A 24388-nucleotide genomic window follows, 5' to 3' on the forward strand; every position below is an offset into this window, starting at 1 on the left:
GGGTTCTGGAGGCTAAAAGATATGGCGGTTTGATGTCAGTCCTGTGACGGCCGTAACGTTTTCACGCGATTCCGACCAGCGTGTTTGGCAATATATAACGCCTCGTCCGCCTGCTGAGTCAGCAGTTTGGTGTCTGCGTTGGGCGTTAGCTCGGCGATCCCGCAACTGAAGGTACAGGTCAGGTCGACTGGCTGTGCCGGATAGCGAATTTCAGCAAAGCGCTCGCGGATATCGTTCAGAACCTTCGCAGCGTTTTGCACAGTGGTGTCGGGCATGACTACCGCAAATTCCTCCCCACCGTAGCGGCCGATATGGTCGGTCTTGCGCAAGCGTTGCTTGAGAAACAGAGCGAGGCTCTTGATCACCCGATCGCCCATCGGGTGACCATAGGTGTCGTTGACCTTTTTGAAATGGTCGATATCGATCATGGCGAAGCACAGCGGTTGTCCGTCACGACGAGCACGTGAGCTGGCGTCCTCGAGCAATTGCAGACTATGGGTGTGGTTGTACAGGCCGGTCAGGCTGTCTCTTACGATCCGGGCTTTCAGGCTGCGGGCTCGCTCGGCGCGGGTGCGTACAGTTGCGATCAGGTGACTCGGTTTGATCGGCTTGGTCAGGAAATCATCGCCACCTTCGTTCATGGCGTCGAGTTGCTTGTCCAGGTCGTCTTCGGCCGATAGATAGATGATGGGCACGCTGACATAACGCTCGTGCTGGCGAATCACCTTGGCCAGTTCGGTGCCCATACACTCGGGCATATACATATCGAGGATGATCAGGTCCGGCTGGAACTCTGCCAGATAAGTGATCGCCTGGATCGGTTCGTTGAGCGTCTGGGTAATGATGCCCGCGTTGTTCAATACCCTTTCGGTGTGCGTCGCCTGAGCTCGCGAGTCGTCGATAATGAGGACGCGAAAGGGTTCAGAGTGGGCGGTGCGGGTGAAAATTTCGATCTTTTCCAAAAGGCACGACGCGTCGATAGTGCCTGTGAAGAAATCCAGCCCTCCGGCGCGTACGGCCGCCAGTCGCATCGGCGTGTCAGTTTCCTGATGACTGAAAAAGATCAGCGGCAACTTTTCTTCCAGTCCTTGCTGAATACGTTCGGCGAGAAGCAACCCCTCCCCAGGTCCGTTGAAATCGACATCCATGACGATCGCAGCCGGATGCCGTTCATGCATTGCCGCCCGAAACTCGCTATCACTGGCAAAGGCCTGTGCATTCATGCTGAAGAATTCGAGCTGGCGAACCACATGCTGGGCTCGTTCATGGTCTACCAACGCAATGTAGACGGGCTTGCTCAAAGGAGGGACGTAGGCGGACTGCCCTCTGGGATCGCCGTGCCGCAGGCCGGTACGGGCAAGCCGGTAGATGAGCTGGCTGAGGGTCGCGATGGTGTCGCTCGACAATCGCCCGCGGTTGTCACTGATATCGCCCAGGCAATCTTCGATGCCGAGCGCGAGCGCTCGATGTTCGAGCTGGTCAAAACGCTCGGCGAATTTTCGTAGACGATGATTGGCATCAGCCAGCGCAGACCGGCAAGCTTCGTTCCACTCGCTGCGTTGGAGTTGCTGCCAGACCTCGAGCACCTCCCGAGCCTGGTGGATGACCCGTTGTGCGAAGTGCTGTTTCAGTTCTTCTTGGTCCGACATGTCCGGTTCCCTGGCCCGCTGCGGCAGTGCTCCCAGAGGCCACTGCGGTGGCGCAATGCTACCACCTATCGGGCTTTCGCAAAGGTTCCGCGTAGGCGCTCTGGTTCTCATTATGAGGCTTGCGTTCGACCGGCTGCGTTATAGTGGTTCACATGCCGTACGCTCTGCGTGACCGGCGATCAAATCTTTGGATGTATAAGAGAAGGACTGACGCCTATGTTGGATTGGAAGAATCGCTTCGGCCGCCTCGGCTCATCGGGAAATTCAGCCAGAGCGGATGGGACGAATCGCAATCCGCTATTGCTGGGGCTCGCTCTGTTGCTTGGGCTCTACTTGTTCGTTGCTCTGTTGGTGGGGTGGTACTGGAGCTCAGAACCTGACCGTTTTCCTGTACAGCAGCATGTCCGGCAAGCAGCCGAGGCATCGCAGCAGCAAATCGTCAACGGCTATACGACAGTCGAAACCTTAATAAAGGTAGCCAGCACGTTGCTGGACAAGCCAGGCGGCTATCTGAGCAATGACGTCGCGCCTCCCGGGCTTTGGTTGGACAACATGCCCAGCTGGGAATATGGCGTGCTCGTCCAGGTCCGCGACCTCAGCCGCGCCCTTCGCAAGGACTTTGCGCGTTCGCAATCCCAGTCGACTGAGGATCCGGACCTGTCGAAAGCCGAACCGCTGTTCAATTTCGATAATCGCAGTTGGGCCCTTCCGGCGAGCGAATCGGAATACCGTAACGGTATCCGCTACCTCAACCGTTATCTGACACGCTTGAGTGATCCGGCCGCAAAAGCTCAGTTTTACTCCCGTGCGGACAACCTGAACAATTGGCTGGGCGACGTCGGGACTCGGTTGGGTTCACTGTCCCAGCGCCTTTCAGCGAGTGTTGGTCGCGTGCGCTTGGATGGACAGGTGGCGCCAGAGCTTGAGCGCGAAGGTGTGCGGCAGGTGGTCGAGGAGGAGCGCGTCGAAACGTCCTGGTTCCAGATCGACAACGTCTTCTATGAGGCGCGCGGGCAAGCGTGGGCTTTGTCGCATCTACTGCGCGCAATCGAAGTGGATTTTGCCGATGTGCTCGCGAAGAAGAATGCGGCGATCAGCGTCAGGCAGATCATCCGCGAACTCGAGGCTGCTCAGGAACCGCTATGGAGCCCGATGGTGCTCAATGGAAGCGGCTACGGCGTACTGGCCAACCATTCACTGGTGATGGCGAACTATATTTCTCGCGCGAACGCGGCTGTTATCGATCTACGCAATCTGCTGTCGCAAGGGTAATGGACCTCTCCGCGACCCTTCGGGGTCGCGGTCAGGATGCTCAATCCAGCCCAAGTTTTTTCAACCGATACCGCATGGAGCGGAACGACAGCCCTAGCCGTTGGGCAGCAGCGGTGCGGTTCCAGCGAGTCTCTTCCAGCGCCTGCATGATCAACTTGCGCTCGACATCCTCGAGATGGTCTTCAAGATTGTCGATCTGGGCCAGGCTGGCTTCGCCGTTCTCCGGCATGCCTGGAGCATCGGAAAGGCGGAGGTCGCTGGGTTTTATTTCGTCGCCATCACAGAGTGTATAAGCGCGCTCAAGCATGTTTTCCAGTTCGCGAACGTTGCCCGGAAACCGATAGCTCTGCAGTTTGGCCAGCGCGTCAGCTTGCAGTCGGGCCGGTGTGTCGCCGGTTTCCTGGGCGAGGCGCCGAAGCATGACCTCTGCCAGCTGGGCAATGTCTTCCCGGCGTTCGCGCAAGGGCGGTACGCGCAGCTCGATTACGTTCAATCGATAATAAAGGTCCTGGCGAAAGCGGCCAGCTGTGACTTCGCTGGCCAAGTCTTTGTGGGTGGCGCAAAGAATCCGCACATCGACCACGACTTCCTTCGAGCCGCCAACCGAACGCACCGCCTTCTCCTGAATCGCCCGTAGCAGTTTCACCTGCATTGGCAGTGGAAGGTCAGCTACCTCGTCGAGAAACAGTGTGCCGCCATTGGCTGCCTGGAACAGGCCTGGCTTGTCCTCCATTGCTCCGGTAAAGCTGCCTTTCTTGTGCCCGAAGAACTCGCTCTCCATCAGCTCGGAGGGGATCGCGCCGCAGTTGACCGGGACGAATGGCTGTTCATGGCGCGCGCCTTGTTCGTGGATCAGTCGCGCAACCAGTTCCTTTCCGCTGCCAGACTCACCGCTTATATAGACCGGTGCCTGGCTGCGAGCGAGCTTCCCGATCTGTTTGCGTAGCGCATTCATGGGCGGGGAGGCGCCCAGTAAGCGGCTATCGACCGTCAGGTCGTTGGGGTTCGGGTTGCGCAGGCGAAGTGCGGTATTGACCAGTTCGCGCAGGCGCCCAAGGTCCACCGGTTTGGTCAGAAAGTCGAAAGCGCCGGCCTTGAGCGCACCGATGGCTGTATCGAGGCTGCCATAGGCGGTAATCATTGCCACTGGCAACTGCGGGTACTGTTGCTGGATGAACTGGACCAGTTCGAGGCCGGAGCCGTCAGGAAGGCGCATGTCGGTCAAACACAGATCGTAGTGCTCACGGGCCAGGCACTCCCGGGCTTCCTTCAGATTGCGCGCGCTACGGGTGTCCAGCTTCATGCGCCCAAGCGTAATCTCCAGGAGCTCACGGATATCGGGTTCATCATCGATGATCAGTGCTTTCTGGCGGGCAGTCATGGTGTCGGTCTTCGGCATGGAGGGTGCAAGCCCATAATGTTAACGCTACATGACCTGGCTTGTACCGCGGCTGTAGCTGATGTGTGACCCGTTGCCGCCTCGGCGGGCTCAGCTCAGCTTGCGTGGATGCGCAAAGACGATGCGAAAGCAGCTGCCCCCTTCGTCTCGTTCGCGGTAATCCAGGCGGGCCTGGTTGCTTTCGCAGAGTTCACGAGAGATATATAGCCCCAGTCCGGTGCCTTTGCTCTCGGTTGTGAAAAACGGCTCGAATATATTCTGTACCTGCTCCGCCGGTACGCCTGCACCGTCGTCGAGTATTTCGAGTACTGGAAGGTCGCTCGCTTCGTCTCGGAACAGCTTGAGCCATACCTGTGCCTGACCGTGTTTCTGGCCGCTGTACCGCAGGCCGTTCTGCACGAGGTTGGTCAATACCTGGATCAACTGATTTGGGTCCATCCGGGTCTGCAACGAACTGCCTAGGGTTTGCACATGTACGGTTTGCTGAGACGGCAATGCCTGACGGAATTCGCTTGCGAAGCGATGCACCCAGTATTTCAGGTCCAGCAGCTGGGGCTCTGCCTGGCGGCGGCGCGACAGCTGCAACACGTTCTCGATCACAAGGTTCATGCGCCGCGAGTGGTCCTGAATGATTTGCGTAAGGCGCAAATCCGCTGGATCCAATACCTCCGACTCCTGCAGCAGCTGAGCGGCATGGCTGATAGCGCCGAGCGGGTTGCGAATTTCGTGCGCAATACTCGCTGTCAGTCGGCCTAGCGAAGCAAGCTTGAGCTGCTGAGCCTTCTGTGCGATCTGCGAGATGTCCTCGAGAAAGACGAGGGTGTCCTGTTTAACCCCGTGCTGTAGCGTAGCGAAGCTCGGCTGCAAGGTGGCTCCGTCCGGCGTCGCCTTGAAATTACTGGGCCGCAGCGTTGGATTTTCTCGCCAGCGGTGCAGCCCTTTGATGATTTCCGGACAGCGCGGAGCCAGCCGTTCCCCTGTCAAGGATTCTTGACCAAGCAACTCCAGGGCGCCCTGGTTGGCAAGCAGTACCCGTTCGTGCGGGTCGAGTACGAGGATCCCAGTTCGCATGCGCTGCAGGATCTGCGCGTTCAGCGCCTCGAGATTGGCAACCTCCTCGGCGCGCTGACGGGCAAGGGTTTCGCTCACTTGGAGCCGTTTCGTAAGGCCCTGCACCAGCAGAGCGGCGGCGAAGCACAGCGTGCCGAGTGCAGCGGCCTGGACGTACTGGCTGCTTGCGGCGGTGTCGTTAAGGCTGAGGTAGAAGGTCAGGTAGATCAGGCCGGTCGAAGCGACAGCGGCTATGAAGAATCCGCTGCGTCCGTGAAACAGAATGTTGGCGATGGCGACGGCAATGATCAGTAGATTGCCGATCCCGCTTGGCGTCCCGCCGGCAAAATAAAACAGCGCGGCGAGCAGGGTGACGTCCACCAAAGCAAGGGTCAGAACCGGTAGTTCGCGCCTGGGGTTCTGCAGTAATACTGCAGCAAGGATATTGATAATGAGGTAGAGCCAGGCGCCGTACTCAAAGGCTACCGGGTTGATCATGCGCATCAGGTTGCTATGCAGATCGCTGCTGATAAGCAGTACCAGCACCAAACCGATTGCTACACGATAGAGGTGATAAAGCCGCAGGATCCTGCGGCTCTGGTAGCCGAAAAACGTTAGGCGTTCAATTCCCACCCGACGCATTGTCCTGTTCCAGATGTGCCTTGCTGCAATACCAGCGATTATGGCTCGGGAGTGCGAGCTCGCGTGGCAGGTGCACGCCACACTGGGCGCAGCGGACCGTTGTTACCGTGGTCTCTTCAGGTTTGCGGGTCGCTGCAGGTTTTCGTGTCAGGCGACGCCAGAGCCAAAACGCCGCAACAATCAGAATGATCCAGAACAACAGTCGAAACAGACCCATCTTTCTACTTCCTGGCTAAGCCATGCGGCCTGCCGGTCTGGCAGGCTGCGGTAGGGTGCTCAGTCGAACAGGCCAAAGGTCAGGTAGCTCCACCATGAGCGGTCGTTGCGCTGCTCGTCCCTGGCTGATTCGGTTTCCGCTTCCCTCAGTACTGGACGAAGCTCTTCCGGCAGATCCCGGGCTGCGTTCTCGTACTGACGCACCACGTCCCGGTTGGATTGCGAACTATCCGGGGCTTTGTTTTCCGTTTCGATCAGGCCGAGTGTGGCGCGAGACAGCCAGCTACGGTTATCCGCTTCTTCCTCGCGCGGGATGAACTCGCCATCTTCCAGGCTGGGATGTTGCGGGTAGTTCAGTTTGAGCGTTTCCAGACTAGTCTGGGCAAGTTCATCGAGCCCCATGCGCTGGTAGGCTTCAGTCATGACCGCCAGGCCATCGCCAACGGCGGGCGTGCCCTGGAAGTTCTCCACTACGTAACGGCCACGATTGGCGGCAGCGACATAGGCCTGGCGGCGAAGGTAATAGTCAGCAACGTGAATCTCGTTTGCAGCCAGCAGGTTGCGCAGATAGACCATCCGCGCCTTCGCGTCTGGTGCGTAACGGCTATTGGGGAAACGAGCGGTCAGTTGAGCGAACTCGTTGAATGAATCGCGTGCAGCGCCTGGGTCACGCTTGGTCATGTCCAGGGGCAGAAAGCGCGCCAGCAGACCGCGGTCCTGATCGAAGGAGGCCAGGCCCTTCAGATAGTAGGCGTAGTCGACACTAGGATGCTGTGGGTGCAGCCGGATGAAGCGCTCGGCCGAAGATCGAGCGGCTTCAGGCTCGGCGTTGCGGTAATAGGCGTAAATCAGCTCCAGTTGCGCCTGTTCAGCGAAACGGCCAAAGGGGTATCGAGATTCCAGTGCTTTCAGTTTATCGATAGCGCTGGTGAAGCTGTTGTTGTCCAGGTCGGCCTGTGCCTGCCGGTACAGTTCCGCTTCGCCGAGGTTTTCGCTGATGGTCTCGTTGGACGAACACGCAGCAGTAAGGGCGAATATGGCGATCAGCAGCAGGTGTTTCACTTGCATGGCGGCTTGCGTCCCTGTGACGGCTGGCTGTCTTGCGCTGGGCCGTCCTGTTATGATGAGCGCCCCGGCTGGCCGGGACAAAGACGCGGTATTTAAACACAAGCGTGTTGCCGAAACCAAAGGCTCCACCCGCGTCGGTGTCGAGGTTGTGTTCATACCCACGGCGGCCCGCATAGCCTGTGGCCGAACCAGGTTCGCCATCCTTTCGCATGCCGCGGCTTATCGCCTGTCGCAACCGGCCGAACTGCACGGTTGCCTCTCAAACTTTGAAGCGCTCTTACTTATGTCCACCATCACCACCCAGGCCATTCATCTTCGTGCCGAGGTGCCAGCCGATCTCGGCGGGCAGCGTCTCGACCAAGTCGCGGCTCAGCTGTTCTCGGAGCATTCCCGGTCGCGTCTAGCTGCATGGATCAAAGAGGGCCAGCTCACCGTCGATGGCGCCAGCTTACGGCCGCGCGATACGGTGCATGGCGGCGCCGTTCTGGAGCTTTCTGCCGAGCAACAGGCGCAGGGCGAATGGGTTGCACAGGACATTCCCCTGGATATCGTCTTCGAAGACGAGCACATCCTTGTTTTGAACAAGCCGTCCGGGTTGGTTGTGCATCCGGCCGCAGGCCATGCCGATGGCACGTTGCTTAACGCTTTGCTGCACCATGTCCCGGGGCTGATCAACGTGCCCCGTGCCGGTATCGTGCATCGCCTCGACAAGGACACCACAGGCCTGATGGTGGTCGCCAAGACACTGCAGGCGCAGACCCGGCTGGTCGAGCAATTGCAGGCGCGTAGCGTCAGCCGGATCTACGAGGCCATCGTCATCGGCGTGATCATCACTGGTGGCACGGTCGATGCGCCAATCGGGCGTCACGGCCAGCAGCGTCAGCGCATGGCGGTGGTCGAGGGTGGCAAACCGGCCGTCAGTCATTTTCGAGTACTCGATCGTTTCCGGTCGCATACCCACGTTCGGGTCAAGTTGGAAACCGGGCGCACGCACCAGATTCGAGTGCATATGACGCATATCGGTTATCCGTTGGTAGGCGATCCGCTGTACAGCGGTCGGTTCCGAATCCCGCCGGCAGCGAACCCCACCATGGTGCAGACGCTGCGGGATTTTCCGCGTCAGGCATTACACGCGCGGTTCCTGGAGCTGGATCATCCGATGAGTGGACAGCGGTTGAAATGGGAATCGCCCCTGCCGGATGATTTCGTCTGGCTGCTTACGCTGTTACATCAGGATCGTGAGGCCTTCACAGGGTGAGCCAGTGGCCCGAGGATTTCATCGTACCCGACTGGCCGGCGCCTCCAGCCGTGCGGGCATGCGTGACCACTCGAAGTGGCGGTGAAAGCCTGGCTCCCTATGACAGTTTCAACCTTGGCGATCACGTAGGAGACGATCCACTGGCTGTGAGTCGCAATCGGGAACGCTTGCGGCGGGTGCTTGGTTGTAAGCCGGCCTGGATGGGCCAGGTGCATTCCAATATCGCGGTCGAAGCTAATCCGCAGCACCGACCAACGGCTGACGGCTGTTGGACCGCTACCCCCGGCGTTGCCTGCGCTGTACTGACCGCTGACTGTCTGCCGGTCTTATTCTGCGATGTTCACGGTACTCGCGTCGGGGCTGCACATGCCGGATGGCGCGGGCTCGCTGCCGGCATGCTCGAGGCGACCATATCGGCCATGGATGTCCCAGGTCGGCAACTGATCGCCTGGCTTGGGCCTGCAATAGGCCCCACGGCGTTCGAGGTGGGCGGGGAAGTACGCGATGCGTTCGTCAGTCATCACGCGGCCAGTGAAGAGGCGTTTTCTCCGAGTCACAACGCGGGTCGTTACATGGCAGATATCTATCAGCTCGCCCGTATCCGTCTGGCTGACTGTGGCGTCACGGCTGTTTTCGGAGGCGGTTTCTGTACCGTCAGCGATCCTCGTTTCTTTTCCTATCGTCGCGCCGCACTTACGGGGCGCTTCGCCAGCCTGATCTGGCTGGACTGAGTTCGATCTGGCTTCGGGCAGGGCTTTCTTGCTGGCGTGACACAAGCGGTCCAGATGATCTGCATCAAGCCTGTTCGGCTTGAATCTCAAACAATCAACCTCATCTAAGGCTCATCTCGCAGGCTTTTTGTCAAAGGTGCTTTTCAGTGCACCGGCCTGTCTAACCTTGAAAGGTGATTACATGCGTATCGATCGTCTAACCAGCAAGCTTCAGCTTGCACTTTCCGATGCCCAATCCATCGCCGTAGGTTTCGATCATTCGTCCATCGAGCCTCTGCATTTGATGCAGGCGCTGCTCGACCAGCAGGGTGGATCGATCAAGCCTCTGCTGATGCAGGTGGGTTTCGATATCAACGGCTTGCGCCAGGCGCTAAGCAAGGAACTCGATCAATTGCCGAAGCTGCAGAATCCGACCGGTGACATGAATATGTCGCAGGAGCTGGCGCGTCTGCTCAACCAGGCTGACCGCCTCGCGCAGCAAAAGGGTGATCAATACATTTCCAGCGAGCTGGTGTTGCTTGCCGCGCTCGAGGGCAGCACCCGTCTGGGTAAGTTGTTGCTGGATCAGGGTGTGAGCAAGAAGGCGCTTGAAAATGCCATCAGCAACCTGCGAGGCGGCGAGGCGGTCAACGATCCCAATGCCGAGGAGTCGCGGCAGGCATTGGACAAATACACCGTAGACATGACCAAGCGGGCAGAGGACGGCAAGCTCGATCCGGTGATCGGTCGGGATGACGAAATCCGCCGGACCATCCAGGTTCTGCAGCGGCGCACGAAGAACAATCCTGTGCTAATCGGTGAGCCAGGTGTGGGCAAGACCGCGATCGTTGAGGGCTTGGCGCAGCGCATCGTAAACGGCGAGGTGCCGGATGGGCTCAAGGACAAGCGGCTGTTGGCGCTGGACATGGGCTCGCTGATTGCCGGAGCGAAATTCCGTGGCGAGTTCGAAGAGCGACTGAAAGCGGTGCTCAACGAGCTGAGCAAGCAGGAAGGCCGGGTTATCCTGTTTATCGACGAACTCCACACCATGGTCGGCGCCGGCAAGGCGGAAGGTGCCATGGACGCGGGCAACATGCTCAAGCCCGCGCTTGCGCGCGGCGAGTTGCACTGCGTCGGGGCTACCACGCTCGACGAGTACCGCCAGTACATCGAAAAGGACGCCGCGCTCGAGCGCCGCTTTCAGCGTGTTCAGGTCGATGAGCCGAGCGAGGAGGATACGATCGCCATTCTCCGTGGCCTGAAAGAGCGCTATGAAGTGCACCACGGCGTTTCCATTACCGACGGCGCGATCATCGCCGCGGCGAAGCTTTCGCATCGCTACATTACAGACCGCCAGCTGCCGGACAAGGCCATCGATTTGATTGACGAGGCAGCCAGTCGTATTCGCATGGAAATCGACTCCAAGCCCGAAGAACTGGATCGCCTGGACCGACGCTTGATCCAGCTGAAAATCGAGCGAGAAGCACTGAAGAACGAGGACGACGAGGCAACCAAGAAGCGTCTGGCCAAGCTCGACGAGGAGATCGTCAAGCTGGAACGCGAATATGCCGATCTCGAAGAAATCTGGAAGTCCGAAAAGGCTGAAGTTCAGGGCTCTGCCCAGATGCAGCAGAAGATCGAGCAGGCCAAGGCCGATCTCGAGGCTGCGCGCCGCAAGGGCGACCTGTCGCGGATGGCCGAGTTGCAGTACGGCATCATTCCAGATCTGGAGCGCAGCCTGCAGATGGTCGACCAGCACGGCAAGACCGAGAATCAGCTGCTGCGTAACCGGGTGACCGACGAGGAAATCGCTGAAGTCGTTTCGAAATGGACCGGCATTCCCGTATCCAAGATGCTCGAAGGCGAACGCGAGAAGCTGCTGAAGATGGAAGACCTGCTGCACCAGCGCGTGATCGGGCAGCACGAGGCGGTCGTATCGGTTGCCAATGCAGTACGTCGCTCTCGGGCCGGATTGGCCGACCCTAATCGCCCCAGTGGTTCTTTCTTGTTCCTCGGCCCGACCGGCGTGGGCAAGACCGAGCTGTGCAAGGCGCTGGCAGAGTTCCTCTTCGATACCGAAGAGGCCATGATCCGCATCGACATGTCCGAGTTCATGGAAAAGCATTCGGTTGCGCGTCTGATCGGAGCCCCGCCTGGTTATGTAGGCTACGAAGAGGGCGGTTATTTGACCGAGGCCGTTCGCCGCAAGCCTTATTCGGTGGTCTTGCTCGATGAGGTCGAGAAGGCACACCCCGATGTGTTCAATATCTTGCTGCAGGTGCTCGAGGACGGGCGACTGACTGACAGTCATGGGCGGACCGTCGATTTCCGCAACACGGTGATCGTGATGACTTCCAACCTGGGCTCCAGCCAGATTCAGGAGTTGGTAGGTGATCCCGATGCCCAGCGCGCCGCTGTGATGGATGCTGTGAGCCAGCACTTCCGACCGGAGTTCATCAACCGTATAGACGAAGTGGTCGTTTTCGACCCGTTGGCGCGGGAACAGATTGCCGGCATCGCTCAGATCCAGCTGAGTCGCCTGCGTCAGCGGCTGGCCGAGCGCGATCTGAGCCTGGAGTTGAGCGACGAGGCAATGGACAAGCTGGTCGCTGTTGGCTACGACCCGGTCTATGGCGCACGGCCTTTGAAGCGTGCCATTCAGCGCTGGATCGAAAACCCGCTGGCACAGAAGATATTATCCGGCGCGTTTGAGCCAGGCACGAGCGTATCGGGAGCGGTTCAAGGTGATGAGATCGTTTTCGCCTGAGATGGGGCGTGCAGGCGCTTCTACAAAGCGGTGCCTGCAGCCCCATCTCAGGCGGAGCGGGGGGGGTTCACACCGAGTCGTGCAAATCATTGTAGTAAATCGTATTTTTTCTGTTGACAGCTGCGCCGATAACCGTAAAATGGCGCGCCTCTGAGGGGGGAATGCAAAGCGGTAACGCAGGCCACTTGAAGAGCTGGAAGTGAAGTTCCGCGATAGCTCAGTCGGTAGAGCAAATGACTGTTAATCATTGGGTCCCAGGTTCGAGTCCTGGTCGCGGAGCCAATTTCCTTATCGGGGTATAGCGCAGTCCGGTAGCGCGCCTGCTTTGGGAGCAGGATGTCGGGAGTTCGAATCCCCCTACCCCGACCAATTTTGGGTCGTTAGCTCAGTTGGTAGAGCAGTTGGCTTTTAACCAATTGGTCGTAGGTTCGAATCCTACACGACCCACCAAAATCGTCTCGTAAGAGGCGTAGAAAAACGGGAGATCCGGACGGGTCTCCCGTTTTTTTTTGGCTTGGATTTCTGGTGATTTCGCTTCAGTTGCGGTTTGACGGTTGCGCGGCCCAGCCAACGCCTTTCCACTATTGAAAGCGTTGGCCAGGTCGGTCTGGTTAGTGCAGCTTGAGGCGCGGCACAGTACTTGTGCTGAGCTTGTCTCCGATCATCATCAAGGCAGTACGAGCTGCACCGTATAACGCGATCTGGTGCATCCGATAGAGCGAGATGTAGAACATTCGTGCCAGCCAGCCCTCCAGCATCACGTTGCCGGTGAGATTACCCATCAGGTTGCCTACCGCAGAAAAGCTCGACAGTGATATCAGGGAGCCGTAATCGCGATAGCGATAGGTAGGCAGGTCCTTGCCTTCGAGCCGTCGTGCGATTGATTTTGCGAGCAGAGAAGCCTGCTGATGCGCCGCCTGTGCTCTTGGGGGTACGTTGCGATCGCTATCTGGCTGCGGGCAGGCGGCGCAGTCGCCAAAAGCGTAAATGTTCTCGTCCCGAGTCGTTTGCAGAGTGGGGAGTACCACCAGTTGGTTGATCCGGTTGCTTTCCAGGCCACCGATCTCATTCAGAAAGCTCGGCGCTCGGATGCCGGCGGCCCAGACCTTCAGTGTGGCTGAAACGAACCCGCCATCCTTGGTGTGCAGACCTTCGCTCGTCACTTCGCTGACTGCGGCGTTGGTAAGAACGGTAACGCCCAGGTCGTTAAGCGTTTGATGGACCGGCTGGCTGATCCGCTCCGGCAGCGCAGGCAGAACACGGGGGCCGGCTTCTATCAGCGTGATATGGACGTCTTCAGGCTTGATACCATTCAAGCCGTAGGCGGCGAGTTCGCGAGCTGCGTGGTGAAGCTCTGCGGCAAGTTCAACACCCGTGGCGCCAGCGCCGACAATGGCCATGTTTATCGCGCCCTGCTGACCTTCGCTGGCATGGGCTCGCATGTAATGGCTCAGCAACAGGCAATGAAAACGTTCCGCCTGGTCGCGAGTGTCAAGGAAGATGCAGTGCTCGGCGGCCCCCTTGGTGCCGAAATCATTGGTGGTGCTACCGACTGCGATCACCAGTGTGTCGTAGCTCAGCGTGCGAGCCGGCACTAGCTCTACACCCTGTTCGTCGAACGTAGCCGCCAAATGGACACATTTGTGCTTGCGTTCGAGGCCATTCATACGGCCCATCTGAAATTCAAAGTGATTCCATTTAGCCTGCGCGACGTAGTTGAGTTCGTCGGTTGACGAATTCAGTGAGCCGGCGGCAACTTCGTGAAGCAAAGGCTTCCAGATGTGTGTCAGGTTGGCGTCGATCAGGGTTATGCGTGCCTTGCCACGCTTGCCCAGGGTTCTACCCAGGCGGGTGGCAAGCTCCAGGCCGCCAGCGCCGCCGCCAACGATTACGATGCGATGTGTCATTTAATGAACTCATAGGCTTTACGAAATCTGGTTCGGCGCCGGGGTCACGGTCAAAGTACCAGGCGACTCAGGAGGCGGCTCAGCAGGCCCAGGCCAAGCACTACTGCCAGAACCAGCACAAGGAGCAGCCATGGCCGAAAAGGCCGGCGCTCGACTTGGTGCTGAGGCGCGCTGAGGTATTGGTCAACGCGTGCTTGGTCTTCGGGTCTAAGGCGGCTGGGCATACACACCTCGAAAAGGAATGCAGGCATTCTAGCGGTGCGAGGCCAAAAGCCAAGCGTGTCGACACTTAGGCGATGGCTGGAGTTCTGAAGTGCTCAGTAGGAGGAGACAGCTAGCGGGCAATTCTGCATGGGGTTGGTGCCTTTCCCCATGCCAGGTCCCTAGCGGCTGTTGGTGTTCTTCAAACTACGAAGATTGCCGATGACCGACTCCAATGCACGGTCAAAGAGCAATGCATCGTTGAGCAGGCGTATTGCGTCCCGACGAAATTCGATAGCGAGCCCCATCCGAGTTTTCTCAAGCACTTTCATGCCGGTGCGGTTGACGAAGATGTATTTGCCGGTGGGCTTGATCACTGCGGCCAGTTTGCAGCGCAGCTTGTGTTCTTCGTCTTCCTGGAACTCGACCCAGCTGCCGACGCGCAGATTATCAACCTGAGTCAGCGCTTCATCATTGTCGGCCAGATTAATCTCTGGCTCAGGCTCTCGCGTTTCACCTGGAGCGAGCAGGACGATTTCCTCGTTGACCTCGACCATTGCTTGGCCGGCAGCCTCGCTGGTCTGGTCTTCGCGCGGAGGCAGTTCGAGTTTCTGTTCGGTCGCGATGCCGTCGCGGTCAAGTGCTTCAGCAGCTACAACAGGTTTGGCAGGCTGGTTTAGCTGCTGCAGTGTCTGGACATGCAGCGCTTCAAGGCGAGTGAAGAAGTCGCTGGTAGAGAAGGGGTCAAACGCTGCGCTGACCAGCCCCTCTCGCAGATTTCTCAGCAGGCTCGGCACAAGCTTCAGCAACCGTGCACGTGACTCAGTGTCCTGGTGTGGGGCAACGCTCCAGATCAGGTCGTCCATTGTGGCAAGTGCGGCTTGCCATTGTTCGGATTGGGTGCCGTGCTTCAGGCAGGTGAGTAGCAGGACCTTACTCCAGGCTTCCTGTAGCAGCCGGACGACTACTTCGGGCAGTGTCTTGCCAAGCAGGCGCTGGTTGAGCGCGTGCTCGACTTCCTGGCGAGCCATCTCGGCCTTGGCGCGTCCTTCTTCGGCGTCTCGAGTTCTCTGCTCGAGCAGTTCGCTGCGGCGTTTTTCGTCACCAGTGAAGGCGAGGAAATCGGCGAGCAGTTCCGAGAAAATGGTCGGATCATCGACAAAGTCGTTCAGCAGACGAGAGACCACCTGCTCGATCTTCTGATACAAGCTGTCGCGCTGGACTTCGTCCTGATCGGCCCAGCCCATCGCGGCCGATGCGATTTCGTTCAGCAGGCGTCGGGCGGGGTGGCTGCCGCGGCTGAAGAAGGTCTTGTCCAGAACCGCTACTTTCAACACAGGGATCTGAAGACGTCCTATCAACGCCTTCAGTGAGTCGGGCAATGTGCGGTCGTCGAGAATGAACTCGAACAGCATGGACACCAGGTTGATGACGTCTTCATCGACTTCGCCGACCACACGCGATTTGCCACTTTTAACGCTGACGCGATTCAGGAGCTGCTCAAGCTGGCCCTGTAGGTCGAACTCGTCGGCCTGTTGGGGAGCGCGTGTCTGAAGGTGCGAAAGCAGCCGCATCAGGTCATTGCTGGAGATCGGAATGGCGTCGCTGGGCAGGTTGCGTGCTGGCAGTGCGCTTCCGCGCAGCTCCGAGAGCAGCGCCTGCAAGGTACCGAAAGCCTCTTGGACATTACTGTCTGCATACTCAGCGGTATCGCTGGCGCTAGCACCCGGTCGCGATTGGCTGCTTCCCGCGGAGCCTGGCCGGATAGGCGCGCGCCGGGGCTGGGCAGATTGCAGTTCCGGCAGGATATCTGCTGCCACCAGTGTCTGGTTGGATTCCGCATAAAGCTGTTCGAGATCTGACAACACGTAGCGTTCGAACAGTTTGAGAATGATCAGCTTGACCTTGATGTCCACGCCCAGGCTTCGGCAAGCCTCTAAAAAGTAAGCGCAGAGTTGCTGAGGGCCCAGCGGATTGTTGGCGTCATCGAGCTTCTTGCTCACCAGCACATTCATGCGAGTAGTGAGATGGCTGAGCGGCTGGCTGGCGCGACTTAAGACTTTGGCGACCATGGTGTCGATCGCGACGGATTCTTCTAATTCGTCGTTTTGCACCAGAGCCAGGCTTTCAAAAGAGGTTTCCTGCTGGGCCGGCTTGCCGATTTCGTACTGGTTGAGTTTTGAAAAAGACTCGAACACTTGCTGCAGAAAGCTGCGTTCGATACTGCGGCGTTTCATCCGCAGGTCACGCATGGCTTCGAAAAAGGCGTTCTGCTCGGCATTGCTCGTTGCCCGGTCGGCTATTTCGAACAGCGAGTCGTCAGCGTTATCGAAAAGCGTTTGCAGCGCCAGACGCAGTTGCTGGGCGGCCTTGTCGCGCACACTGATAAGCGCGACAGGTAATCTACCTGCCGGTGAACTCTGCTTTTGCTCAGGGGCAGCCTTCAGGTGCACCACTTTCGCATCAGTTCGCATCGAGACTCTCCGGTCGCCTGCTCTGCAAGCGTTCAACATCACTTTCCAAGCCGTCGATACTGAATAGCACGTAACGGCTAGTAAAGTAGTGGCATATCGCCATTTTCATGACGTCAAACTATGGGGTGATTATAGGCATCTTGTTCGGCAGTCAGGTCAAAGATCTGTCTTGGACATGATCCAGCTCACACATGCTCCCCGAAACCTCCGAGCGGTTGAAAACTATGCAGCTGCGAGGGCTAACCGGGCGGTTGGATAAGCTGAATTCTCTGCTCTTTCGCTGCGACAAACCGAAGGTCGCCGTATACTTTCGCCAAATTTTTGGGAGCTCGTCGTGACCAACCTCACTCTTGTGGACCTTACCGCCGAAATAGAGACCAACGTTCGCCGCGCTTTGGCAGAAGACCTTGGCAGCGGTGACATCACTGCGCAATTGATTCCCGCAGAACGACTTGCCCATGCGGCAGTGATCACGCGTGAGGCGGCCACTATCAGCGGTACCGCCTGGGTGGACGCGGTGTTCCGGCAACTGGATCCACGAGTGGCGGTGCACTGGCAGGTGACGGATGGGCAGCAAGTCGCGGCTGACCAGGCCCTGTTTCATCTCGAAGGGCCTGCACGCGCGCTTCTGAGTGGAGAGCGCACGGCACTGAATTTTCTTCAGACCTTATCTGGCGTAGCCACGCGTTGTCGCTACTACGCCGACCTCGTCGAGGGCACCGGCGTTCGGCTGTTGGATACCCGTAAAACTATCCCTGGTTTGCGCTTGGCGCAGAAGTACGCGACAACCTGTGGAGGCTGTCATAACCATCGAATCGGCCTCTATGACGCCTTCCTGATCAAGGAAAACCACATCGCAGCCTGTGGGGGCATCGCCGAAGCCGTGACCGCGGCGCACCAGATTGCACCCGGTAAGCCCGTTGAGGTTGAAGTAGAAAGCCTGGGCGAGCTGGAGCAGGCGCTGGAAGCGGGTGCCGATATCGTGATGCTCGATGAGTTGAGTCTGGAAGACATGCGCAACGCCGTTCGAATCACCGCGGGCCGGGCAAAGCTTGAGGCCTCAGGTGGTATCGATGAACAGACGCTACGTGCGGTTGCTGAAACTGGCGTGGACTATATTTCGATCGGCGCCTTGACCAAGCATCTTCAAGCCATCGACCTGTCAATGCGTTTGAAGCAATAGACGCAGAGCGGGGCGACATCGTTGAAATGTCACCCGTTTCGTCTCAGTGCTTGCTCTTGAGGCCAAAGTTCTCGTGCAGAGTGCCGGGGACATCCTCGCCTTTTGGCGCATAGTCCTTTGGCGGCTCGGTAAAGCTCGGCGAATTCAGCCGTTCACGGTGGCTGTGGGTATCCTGACTGTGCAGCGCGGCGAGCAAACGTTGGCGGGTCTGTTCGTCAAGCGCAAGCTTGTCTGCGCCTTCGGAAAGATGGTCCTGCATGTCCTGATAGCTGTTGGTCAGCTTGCGCAACAGGCTGGCCGTCGTATTGAAGTGGGTAACTACCTCACTTTGATAGGTATCCAGACGCTCCTGCAGCTCATCCACCTGGCGCTGAGTGCTGTTTGGTGCGCTGTTTCGCGCGATCAGATAACCAATGACGATGCCGGCAATGACGCCGATGATCGGGAGCAACCAGGTCGCGAGGTTCTGTTCCACGAGTCCTTCCTCTGTAAAAACGGCTTGCGGTTCGAGCCATGAAAATAACCATGTGCAGATGCTGGATCGGGGCGTCGGTCGCGCCAAGCGGGACTGACAACCGATCTGCATCGACGACTGCGGTGGTTTTCCCACGGCCCGATACGTTAACGTCTCGTACCTGCTCTGTATACCGCGACGCGATGCAGCGGTCATCAGTCAGGCTTAAGCAAGACGAGTCGATTCATCTCAAGGTCACGGAGCCACTTTATTGAAACGTGAAAACCCCATCTCAATCGAGGGTCCGGCCGGTGTGCTGGAAGGCCTGTATTTTGATCATGACGAGCCCCGCGGCCTGGCGCTGATCTGTCATCCGAACCCGGTCAAAGGCGGGACCATGCTGAACAAAGTGGTGTCGACCTTGCAGCGCACCGCTCGGGATGCCGGCTATGCAACGCTGCGATTCAACTTTCGTGGCGTAGGTGGCAGTGCCGGTAGCCATGATATGCATATGGGTGAGGTTGAGGACGCGGAAGCTGCCCTGACCTGGCTGCGTTCACAATATCCGGACCTGCCGCTGACCCTGTTGGGGTTTTCCTTTGGCGGCTTCGTGGCGGCTGCGCTGGCTGGTCGCATTGAGGCGCGAAGCGATTCGCTGGAGCGTCTGTTCATGGTGGCACCGGCTGCATCCCGGCTGACGAACCTGCCACTGGCCGAACGTTGTGCGCTGACGATCATCCAGCCCGAGGATGACGAAGTCATTGACCCTGCCTCGGTGTATGCATTTTCAGCGGAGCTTCAGCGTCCCCACGAGTTGTTGAAAGTGGCAGAATGCGGCCACTTTTTCCACGGCAAGCTGGTGGAGCTCAAGGACCTGGTTGCACCGCGGCTGGGCTGAGCCGTCCAGGCCGCGCTGACTCATCGAGAAGACTGAATGAAAACCCGAATCCTCACCGGCATCACTACTACGGGTACGCCCCATCTGGGCAACTATGCTGGGGCCATCCGGCCGGCAATAGTGGCCAGCCGCGAAGCCGATGCTGACTCCTTCTATTTTCTGGCGGACTACCATGCGCTGATCAAGTGCGACGACCCGCAGCGGATTCAGCAATCGCGACTGGAGATTGCAGCCACCTGGCTGGCGAGCGGTCTGGATGCTGAGCGCGTGACCTTCTATCGCCAGTCCGATATTCCCGAAATCCCCGAATTGACCTGGCTGCTGACCTGCGTCGCGGGCAAGGGTTTGCTGAACAGGGCGCACGCCTATAAAGCCTCAGTGGACAGAAATGTGGAGAAGGGCGAAGACCCGGATGCGGGCATCACCATGGGCTTGTTTAGCTACCCCGTACTGATGGCGGCGGACATCCTCATGTTCAATGCACACAAGGTGCCGGTCGGCCGCGATCAGATCCAGCATGTGGAGATGGCCCGCGACATTGGCCAGCGATTCAATCATCTGTTCGGCAACGGTAAAGAGCTGTTTACTGCTCCCGAGGCGCTGATCGAGGAAAGCGTTGCGACGCTGCCCGGTCTCGACGGCCGCAAGATGTCCAAGAGCTACGACAACACCATCCCGCTGTTCGGCAGCGCCAAGCAGCTTAAAAGCACGATCGCGCGGATCGTTACCGACTCCAGGCTGCCTGGCGAGCCGAAAGATCCTGACGACTCGCACCTGTTTACCCTTTACCAGGCGTTCGCCACGCCGGCGCAGCTGGCCGAGTTCCGTGCCGAGCTGCTGGACGGGCTTGCCTGGGGCGAGGCCAAGCAGCGGCTGTTCGAGCTGCTGGATAACGAGCTGAGCGAGGCCCGTGAGCGTTACCACGCGCTGATGGCGCGCCCTGGCGAACTGGAAGATATCCTCCAGGCGGGTGCTGCCAAGGCGCGCAAGGTGGCGACGCCGTTCCTTGGGGAACTGCGCGAGGCAGTCGGGCTGCGCAATTTCCGCAATGATGTGAAGAGTGCCGCGCCAGCGAAGAAAAAAAGTGGCAAGACTGCTCGCTTCGCCAGCTTTCGTGAAACCGACGGGAGCTTCCGCTTCCGCTTTTTCGCGGCCGATGGTGAGGAGTTGTTGTTATCGCGCGGATTCAGCGATCCGAAGGCCATTGGCGTCGTTACGCAGCGCCTGGTTGCGCAAGGGGTAGATGCTCTGGAACTCCGTGCAGATGAAGACAATCAATTTAGCTTGTGGCTGGATGGCGAGTGCCTGGCCGATAGCCCGAGCCACGCTGATGAGCAGGCGCTTGAGGCAGCCATGCTGCGCGTGCGTCAGGCATTGGCGACGCTGATGGTATAACTCCGACTGCAACCGGCCGTGAACCGGTCGGCCGGTTGCAGTCGGTTCCCCGTATTCATTCGAGGCTGAGCGCTTGAACGATCTGCGTAAATTGCCAACCACCGAGGGCGCGGCTAAAGTGTCGGCCCCGTTTCACTACCCAGACCCCGCCATGACCCCTCTTGAGCGCTATCAGGCAGACCTGAAACGTCCTGACTTCTTCCACGATGCTGCGCAGGAAACTGCAGTGCGTCATCTGCAGCGTCTATATGACGATCTGGTTGCCGATGACCGCAACAAGTCCGGACTGCTCGGCAAGTTGTTCGGCAAGAAGCATCAGGAGCCCGTTAAAGGCCTCTATTTCTGGGGCGGCGTTGGTCGCGGCAAGACCTATCTGGTCGACACGTTCTTCGACTCATTGCCGTTCGAGCAGAAGACGCGCACGCACTTTCACCGTTTCATGAAGCGTGTGCACGAAGAGATGCGCACCCTCAAGGGTGAGAAGAATCCGTTGACGATCATCGGCAAGCGCTTCGCCGAGGAATCGCGCGTTATCTGCTTCGATGAATTCTTCGTGTCGGATATCACCGATGCGATGATCCTTGCCACTTTGCTCGAAGAGCTTTTCAAGAACGGCGTTAGCCTGGTGGCGACTTCGAACATCGTGCCGGACGGCCTCTACAAGGATGGTTTGCAGCGAGCACGCTTTCTGCCGGCAATCGAATTGCTGAAAAAGCACACCGAGATCGTCAACGTCGACAGCGGCATTGACTACCGTCTGCGCGCGCTGGAGCAGGCCGAGCTCTACCACTTCCCGCTGGATGCCGAGGCGGAACAAAGCCTGGAGAAGAGTTTTCGTAGCTTGTTGCCAGAGAAATGCAAGATTCAGGAAAACGAAGCGTTGACCGTGGAAAACCGCGCGATCGTTGCCCGCAAGGTCGCATGCGGTGTTGCCTGGTTCGAGTTTCGTGAGCTGTGCGATGGGCCCCGCAGCCAGAACGACTACATCGAGCTGGGCAAGATTTTCGACGCAGTGTTGGTATCGAACATCGAGCGGATGGATGTGGCCAAGGACGACATGGCCCGCCGATTCATAAACATGGTGGACGAGTTCTACGACCGCAACGTCAAGCTGATCCTGTCAGCCGAGGTTGAGTTGAAGGATCTATATGCAGGCGGCCGGTTGGAGTTCGAATTTCAGCGGACACTGAGTCGCCTGCTGGAAATGCAGTCGCACGAGTACCTGTCGCGCCCACACAAGCCCTGATCCTTTCTCAGGCGACACGAACGGCAAGTCTGCGCCACGGCGTGACTTGCCGTTTGTGTTTAGGCTCAGGCGAGTTTGTGCCGGTACTGCTGCCGGTATTGATTTGGCGACAACTCGGTGTGCTGACGGAATAGCCGGGCAAAGAAGCTCGCGTCGTCGTAACCCACCTCGTAGCTGATGGTCTTGATGCTCTTGCGTGTAGTGGAGAGCAGGGTTTTCGCCGTTTCGATGCGCAGTCGCTGGAGATAGTGCAGCGGCTTGTCGCCCGTCGCCGCCTGAAATCGTCGCATGAAATTGCGAATGCTCATGCCGTGCTCTCGTGCCACATCCTCGAAACGGAATTTCTCAGCGAAATGCTCCTCCAGCCACTCTTGAATTTGCAGGACGCGAGTATCCAGATGGAGCTTTTGCCCGCCGAAACCGATTCGGCCCGGGCTGTAGTTGCGCCGGACTTCGAACAGGATGTCGCGTGCCATTCCCTGAGCGATATGGGAACCGCAGAAACGTTCGACCAGATGAATATAAAGATCGCAGGCTGACGTAGTGCCGCCCGCACAGTAGAGGTTGTCGCTGTCGGTCAGGTGTTTCTCCTGCGTGAAGAGAACCTGTGGAAACCGCTCGGTGAACGCCTGCGCGAAGCGCCAATGCGTAGTGCCCTCGCGACCATCCAGCAGGCCCGCAGCTGCCATCCAGAACGCTCCGCTGGCTTCGCCGCAGATGGCGCTACCAGCGGCATGCCGCTCTTTCAGCCAAGGTGCCACCTGCGGATAGCGTTCGCAGATCGCATCGAAGTCACCCCAGAACGCCGGCAGGATGACCGCATCTGCGTTATCCAGCGCACCGTCTACATCGATACGCGGACCGCTGAATGTGTCGACAGCAAGACCATCTGGGCTCACCAGCGAGGTCTCGAAAGCGGGCGTAAGATCCAGGCCCAGCTGTTTGCCGTAGCGCAAGCTGGCCATATGAAAGAAATCCTTGGCATGCAGCAAGGTAGATGCGAAGACCCCGTCTGTCGCCAGGATGCTGATACGTTTCAAAGGGTGTGCGGAGAGCATGCTTGGTTAGGTGTTCCGATTGTTTTTATTGGAATGACGCAGTTATAGAAGCAGGGTATAACCGCCGCGCTTCGGCAGGAGCGTCTTATTTTTTTGGTTGACTGTCTAGTCCAATCGAACGCACGCGAGGAACCGCCCCAGTGAGCAACCGTCTGATCAGACGAGAGGGCTAATATGACTGTTCAGACATCACAAGTTCCGGCCAGCTTCGGCGGTTGGGACGGGAGCACCGCCACCGCACGGGAAATCCAGAAACAGCTAGCCGGCAAGGTTAGGCTAACCGATGACTTCGGACCGTTGAGGGTGATTGCCGGCGTCGATGTCGGCTTCGAGGAGGCAGGTAGGATCACTCGCGCCGCGGTGGTACTACTCGATGCAGAAACGCTCGAACCGCTTGAGCAGACGCTAGCGCGAATTCCTACCTCCATGCCCTATATCCCAGGCCTGCTGTCGTTTCGCGAGTTGCCCGCCGTGTTGCAGGCGCTCGAATCTCTTGGCCAGGCACCCGACCTGATCTTCTCTGATGGGCACGGCATCGCGCACCCCCGTGGCCTTGGCATTGCTGCGCATCTGGGCGTCATCACGGGGTTGCCCACCATTGGGGTGGCGAAGAAGATTCTAACGGGCCAGCATGATGCGCTTGGGGACAAGCGGGGCGATCAGGTGGATCTGCTTGATAAAAGCGGCAAGATCATCGGCACTGTGTTGCGCAGTAAAGACAACGTGCGACCGTTGATCATTTCACCGGGCAATCGGGTCAGTCTGGAAACCGCACCGCAATTGGTGATGAGGTTTGTCACCCGCTATCGTCTGCCTGAGCCAACCCGACTAGCTGACCGTCTGGCCTCGCGGCGTGACGAAAAGCGCACCAGCACCCGTTCTCTTCCAGATCGGCAATAACTGCGACCGCTTGCAGCGGCACGGCTGCAGGCGCTAGCCTTCAGGCCCGCAATTCAACCAGGTTTCGCCGCGATGCAGCTGGATCATGCGACCGGATGGTGCCGAGGCATACGCCATTGCCCTTCGCCCAACTTCAACCAGCGTCCGGATGGCGAGATTTCGCTGTTGGTCATTCACAATATCAGCTTGCCACCGGGGCAGTTCGGAACAGGAAGGGTCCAGGCGTTTTTTCAGAACTGCCTGGATTGCGACGAGCATCCTTTTTTCAAAGAGATAGCCGAGCTGAAAGTATCTGCCCATTTTCTCATCGAGCGAGACGGCGCGATCACACAGTTCGTTTCATGCCTGGACCGCGCCTGGCACGCTGGGGTGTCGTGCTTTGCAGGTCGTCAAAACTGTAACAATTTTTCCGTTGGCATCGAACTCGAAGGCACCGATGACACCGTCTACAGCGAGGCGCAATACGACAGTCTTATCCAGCTGAGCCAGTTGCTTCAACAAGCCTATCCGGCGATCACCCCGGAGCGGGTCTGCGGACACAGCAACATTGCACCGGGCCGCAAAACCGACCCGGGGCCTGCATTCGACTGGCAGCGTCTGCGCGCAGCCGTGATCGTGGCCTGATGAGGCCAATGATAGGA

The 24388-nt window shown here is 58.5% G+C and carries 20 protein-coding genes and 3 tRNA genes; 13 read left to right on the top strand and 10 right to left on the bottom strand.

What is annotated here, in order from left to right:
- Nucleotides 1-35: 35 nt before the first annotated feature.
- Nucleotides 36-1649: a diguanylate cyclase gene (locus JQR87_RS03710; RefSeq protein ID WP_407292466.1), complete on the bottom strand. Its 1614-nt coding sequence runs from the start codon at nt 1647-1649 to the stop codon at nt 36-38.
- 216 nt (nt 1650-1865) lie between these two features.
- Between JQR87_RS03710 and JQR87_RS03715 the strand changes: the two genes are divergently transcribed.
- Complete coding sequence (locus JQR87_RS03715) at nt 1866-2921, top strand: DUF2333 family protein (RefSeq protein WP_407292465.1); 1056 nt, start codon at nt 1866-1868, stop codon at nt 2919-2921.
- 40 nt (nt 2922-2961) lie between these two features.
- Here the strand turns inward: JQR87_RS03715 and JQR87_RS03720 are convergent, their stop codons facing one another.
- The 4 genes from JQR87_RS03720 to JQR87_RS03735 all read right to left on the bottom strand — a co-directional run bounded on the left by JQR87_RS03720 (nt 2962) and on the right by JQR87_RS03735 (nt 7296).
- Nucleotides 2962-4302, bottom strand: a complete 1341-nt coding sequence (locus tag JQR87_RS03720; RefSeq protein WP_407292463.1) for a sigma-54-dependent transcriptional regulator — start codon at nt 4300-4302, stop codon at nt 2962-2964.
- A 108-nt stretch (nt 4303-4410) separates the two neighbouring features.
- A complete protein-coding gene (locus JQR87_RS03725; RefSeq protein ID WP_407297831.1) occupies nt 4411-6003 on the bottom strand; it encodes a sensor histidine kinase in 1593 nt (530 codons plus the stop codon).
- A complete protein-coding gene (locus JQR87_RS03730; RefSeq protein ID WP_407292460.1) occupies nt 5993-6229 on the bottom strand; it encodes a PP0621 family protein in 237 nt (78 codons plus the stop codon). Before JQR87_RS03730 ends, JQR87_RS03725 begins: the two co-directional genes overlap by 11 nt.
- 59 nt (nt 6230-6288) lie before the next feature.
- Nucleotides 6289-7296 (bottom strand): outer membrane protein assembly factor BamD, encoded by a 1008-nt coding sequence (locus JQR87_RS03735; RefSeq protein WP_407292457.1) that lies wholly within the window; start codon nt 7294-7296, stop codon nt 6289-6291.
- A gap of 283 nt (nt 7297-7579) precedes the next feature.
- Here JQR87_RS03735 and rluD point away from each other — a divergent pair, with 283 nt between their 5' ends.
- From rluD to JQR87_RS03765, 6 genes are all read left to right on the top strand, one after another.
- On the top strand, nt 7580-8554 hold the full coding sequence (gene rluD, locus JQR87_RS03740) for a 23S rRNA pseudouridine(1911/1915/1917) synthase RluD (RefSeq protein ID WP_407292455.1): 975 nt from the start codon (nt 7580-7582) through the stop codon (nt 8552-8554).
- Nucleotides 8551-9285: a peptidoglycan editing factor PgeF gene (gene pgeF / locus JQR87_RS03745; protein ID WP_407292452.1), complete on the top strand. Its 735-nt coding sequence runs from the start codon at nt 8551-8553 to the stop codon at nt 9283-9285. The genes rluD and pgeF overlap by 4 nt, the downstream gene beginning before the upstream one ends.
- Before the next feature lie 181 nt (nt 9286-9466).
- Entirely contained in the window at nt 9467-12031 is a 2565-nt protein-coding gene (clpB, locus tag JQR87_RS03750; RefSeq protein ID WP_407292449.1) for an ATP-dependent chaperone ClpB, read from the top strand.
- Between the two features lie 206 nt (nt 12032-12237).
- A tRNA-Asn gene (locus tag JQR87_RS03755) sits at nt 12238-12313 on the top strand.
- Nucleotides 12314-12323: 10 nt separating this feature from the next.
- A tRNA-Pro gene (locus tag JQR87_RS03760) sits at nt 12324-12400 on the top strand.
- 5 nt (nt 12401-12405) lie between these two features.
- A tRNA-Lys gene (locus tag JQR87_RS03765) sits at nt 12406-12481 on the top strand.
- A 161-nt stretch (nt 12482-12642) separates the two neighbouring features.
- Here the strand turns inward: JQR87_RS03765 and JQR87_RS03770 are convergent.
- The 3 genes from JQR87_RS03770 to JQR87_RS03780 all read right to left on the bottom strand — a co-directional run bounded on the left by JQR87_RS03770 (nt 12643) and on the right by JQR87_RS03780 (nt 16613).
- On the bottom strand, nt 12643-13938 hold the full coding sequence (locus JQR87_RS03770) for an NAD(P)/FAD-dependent oxidoreductase (protein WP_407292446.1): 1296 nt from the start codon (nt 13936-13938) through the stop codon (nt 12643-12645).
- Nucleotides 13939-13988: 50 nt separating this feature from the next.
- Nucleotides 13989-14162: a DUF3094 family protein gene (locus tag JQR87_RS03775; RefSeq protein ID WP_407292444.1), complete on the bottom strand. Its 174-nt coding sequence runs from the start codon at nt 14160-14162 to the stop codon at nt 13989-13991.
- 159 nt (nt 14163-14321) lie between these two features.
- Nucleotides 14322-16613 carry a DUF1631 domain-containing protein gene (locus tag JQR87_RS03780; protein ID WP_407292442.1) on the bottom strand — a complete coding sequence of 764 codons (2292 nt, stop codon included), beginning with the start codon at nt 16611-16613 and terminating at the stop codon, nt 14322-14324.
- 334 nt (nt 16614-16947) lie between these two features.
- Here JQR87_RS03780 and nadC point away from each other — a divergent pair, with 334 nt between their 5' ends.
- The gene (gene nadC / locus JQR87_RS03785; protein ID WP_407292440.1) at nt 16948-17796 is read left to right on the top strand and encodes a carboxylating nicotinate-nucleotide diphosphorylase; all 849 of its coding nucleotides are present in this window, start codon (nt 16948-16950) and stop codon (nt 17794-17796) included.
- 43 nt (nt 17797-17839) lie between these two features.
- On the opposite strand, the gene JQR87_RS03790 is transcribed toward nadC, so the two are convergent.
- Nucleotides 17840-18271: a YhcB family protein gene (locus JQR87_RS03790; RefSeq protein ID WP_407292437.1), complete on the bottom strand. Its 432-nt coding sequence runs from the start codon at nt 18269-18271 to the stop codon at nt 17840-17842.
- 250 nt (nt 18272-18521) lie between these two features.
- On the opposite strand from JQR87_RS03790, the gene JQR87_RS03795 reads away from it, so the two are divergent.
- The 3 genes from JQR87_RS03795 to zapE all read left to right on the top strand — a co-directional run bounded on the left by JQR87_RS03795 (nt 18522) and on the right by zapE (nt 21789).
- Nucleotides 18522-19148, top strand: a complete 627-nt coding sequence (locus JQR87_RS03795) for an alpha/beta hydrolase (RefSeq protein WP_407292436.1) — start codon at nt 18522-18524, stop codon at nt 19146-19148.
- A gap of 36 nt (nt 19149-19184) precedes the next feature.
- A complete protein-coding gene (locus JQR87_RS03800) occupies nt 19185-20543 on the top strand; it encodes a tryptophan--tRNA ligase (protein ID WP_407292434.1) in 1359 nt (452 codons plus the stop codon).
- Nucleotides 20544-20694: 151 nt separating this feature from the next.
- Nucleotides 20695-21789 (top strand): cell division protein ZapE, encoded by a 1095-nt coding sequence (gene zapE, locus JQR87_RS03805; protein ID WP_407297829.1) that lies wholly within the window; start codon nt 20695-20697, stop codon nt 21787-21789.
- A 65-nt stretch (nt 21790-21854) separates the two neighbouring features.
- Here the strand turns inward: zapE and JQR87_RS03810 are convergent, their stop codons facing one another.
- On the bottom strand, nt 21855-22847 hold the full coding sequence (locus tag JQR87_RS03810) for a GlxA family transcriptional regulator (RefSeq protein ID WP_407292432.1): 993 nt from the start codon (nt 22845-22847) through the stop codon (nt 21855-21857).
- A gap of 174 nt (nt 22848-23021) precedes the next feature.
- Between JQR87_RS03810 and nfi the strand changes: the two genes are divergently transcribed.
- Together nfi and ampD are read left to right on the top strand one after the other, a co-directional pair.
- Nucleotides 23022-23747 carry a deoxyribonuclease V gene (gene nfi, locus JQR87_RS03815; protein WP_407292429.1) on the top strand — a complete coding sequence of 242 codons (726 nt, stop codon included), beginning with the start codon at nt 23022-23024 and terminating at the stop codon, nt 23745-23747.
- Between the two features lie 72 nt (nt 23748-23819).
- The gene (ampD, locus tag JQR87_RS03820; protein WP_407292426.1) at nt 23820-24371 is read left to right on the top strand and encodes a 1,6-anhydro-N-acetylmuramyl-L-alanine amidase AmpD; all 552 of its coding nucleotides are present in this window, start codon (nt 23820-23822) and stop codon (nt 24369-24371) included.
- Nucleotides 24372-24388: the final 17 nt, after the last annotated feature.

It is taken from the genome of Stutzerimonas stutzeri (genome assembly GCF_051028275.1).
Classification (GTDB): Bacteria; Pseudomonadota; Gammaproteobacteria; order Pseudomonadales; family Pseudomonadaceae; genus Stutzerimonas; species Stutzerimonas stutzeri_AS.

Bases quoted from the DNA above. Each gene is read 5' to 3' on its own strand.
- rluD (WP_407292455.1), top strand. From the start codon at position 7,580: ATGTCCACCATCACCACCCAGGCCATTCATCTTCGTGCCGAGGTGCCA.
- JQR87_RS03810 (WP_407292432.1), bottom strand. From the start codon at position 22,847: ATGCTCTCCGCACACCCTTTGAAACGTATCAGCATCCTGGCGACAGAC.
- clpB (WP_407292449.1), top strand. From the start codon at position 9,467: ATGCGTATCGATCGTCTAACCAGCAAGCTTCAGCTTGCACTTTCCGAT.
- JQR87_RS03775 (WP_407292444.1), bottom strand. From the start codon at position 14,162: ATGCCCAGCCGCCTTAGACCCGAAGACCAAGCACGCGTTGACCAATAC.
- JQR87_RS03800 (WP_407292434.1), top strand. From the start codon at position 19,185: ATGAAAACCCGAATCCTCACCGGCATCACTACTACGGGTACGCCCCAT.
- JQR87_RS03715 (WP_407292465.1), top strand. From the start codon at position 1,866: ATGTTGGATTGGAAGAATCGCTTCGGCCGCCTCGGCTCATCGGGAAAT.
- nfi (WP_407292429.1), top strand. From the start codon at position 23,022: ATGACTGTTCAGACATCACAAGTTCCGGCCAGCTTCGGCGGTTGGGAC.
- JQR87_RS03730 (WP_407292460.1), bottom strand. From the start codon at position 6,229: ATGGGTCTGTTTCGACTGTTGTTCTGGATCATTCTGATTGTTGCGGCG.
- JQR87_RS03720 (WP_407292463.1), bottom strand. From the start codon at position 4,302: ATGACTGCCCGCCAGAAAGCACTGATCATCGATGATGAACCCGATATC.
- zapE (WP_407297829.1), top strand. From the start codon at position 20,695: ATGACCCCTCTTGAGCGCTATCAGGCAGACCTGAAACGTCCTGACTTC.
- JQR87_RS03710 (WP_407292466.1), bottom strand. From the start codon at position 1,649: ATGTCGGACCAAGAAGAACTGAAACAGCACTTCGCACAACGGGTCATC.
- ampD (WP_407292426.1), top strand. From the start codon at position 23,820: ATGCAGCTGGATCATGCGACCGGATGGTGCCGAGGCATACGCCATTGC.
- JQR87_RS03770 (WP_407292446.1), bottom strand. From the start codon at position 13,938: ATGACACATCGCATCGTAATCGTTGGCGGCGGCGCTGGCGGCCTGGAG.
- JQR87_RS03780 (WP_407292442.1), bottom strand. From the start codon at position 16,613: ATGCGAACTGATGCGAAAGTGGTGCACCTGAAGGCTGCCCCTGAGCAA.
- JQR87_RS03735 (WP_407292457.1), bottom strand. From the start codon at position 7,296: ATGCAAGTGAAACACCTGCTGCTGATCGCCATATTCGCCCTTACTGCT.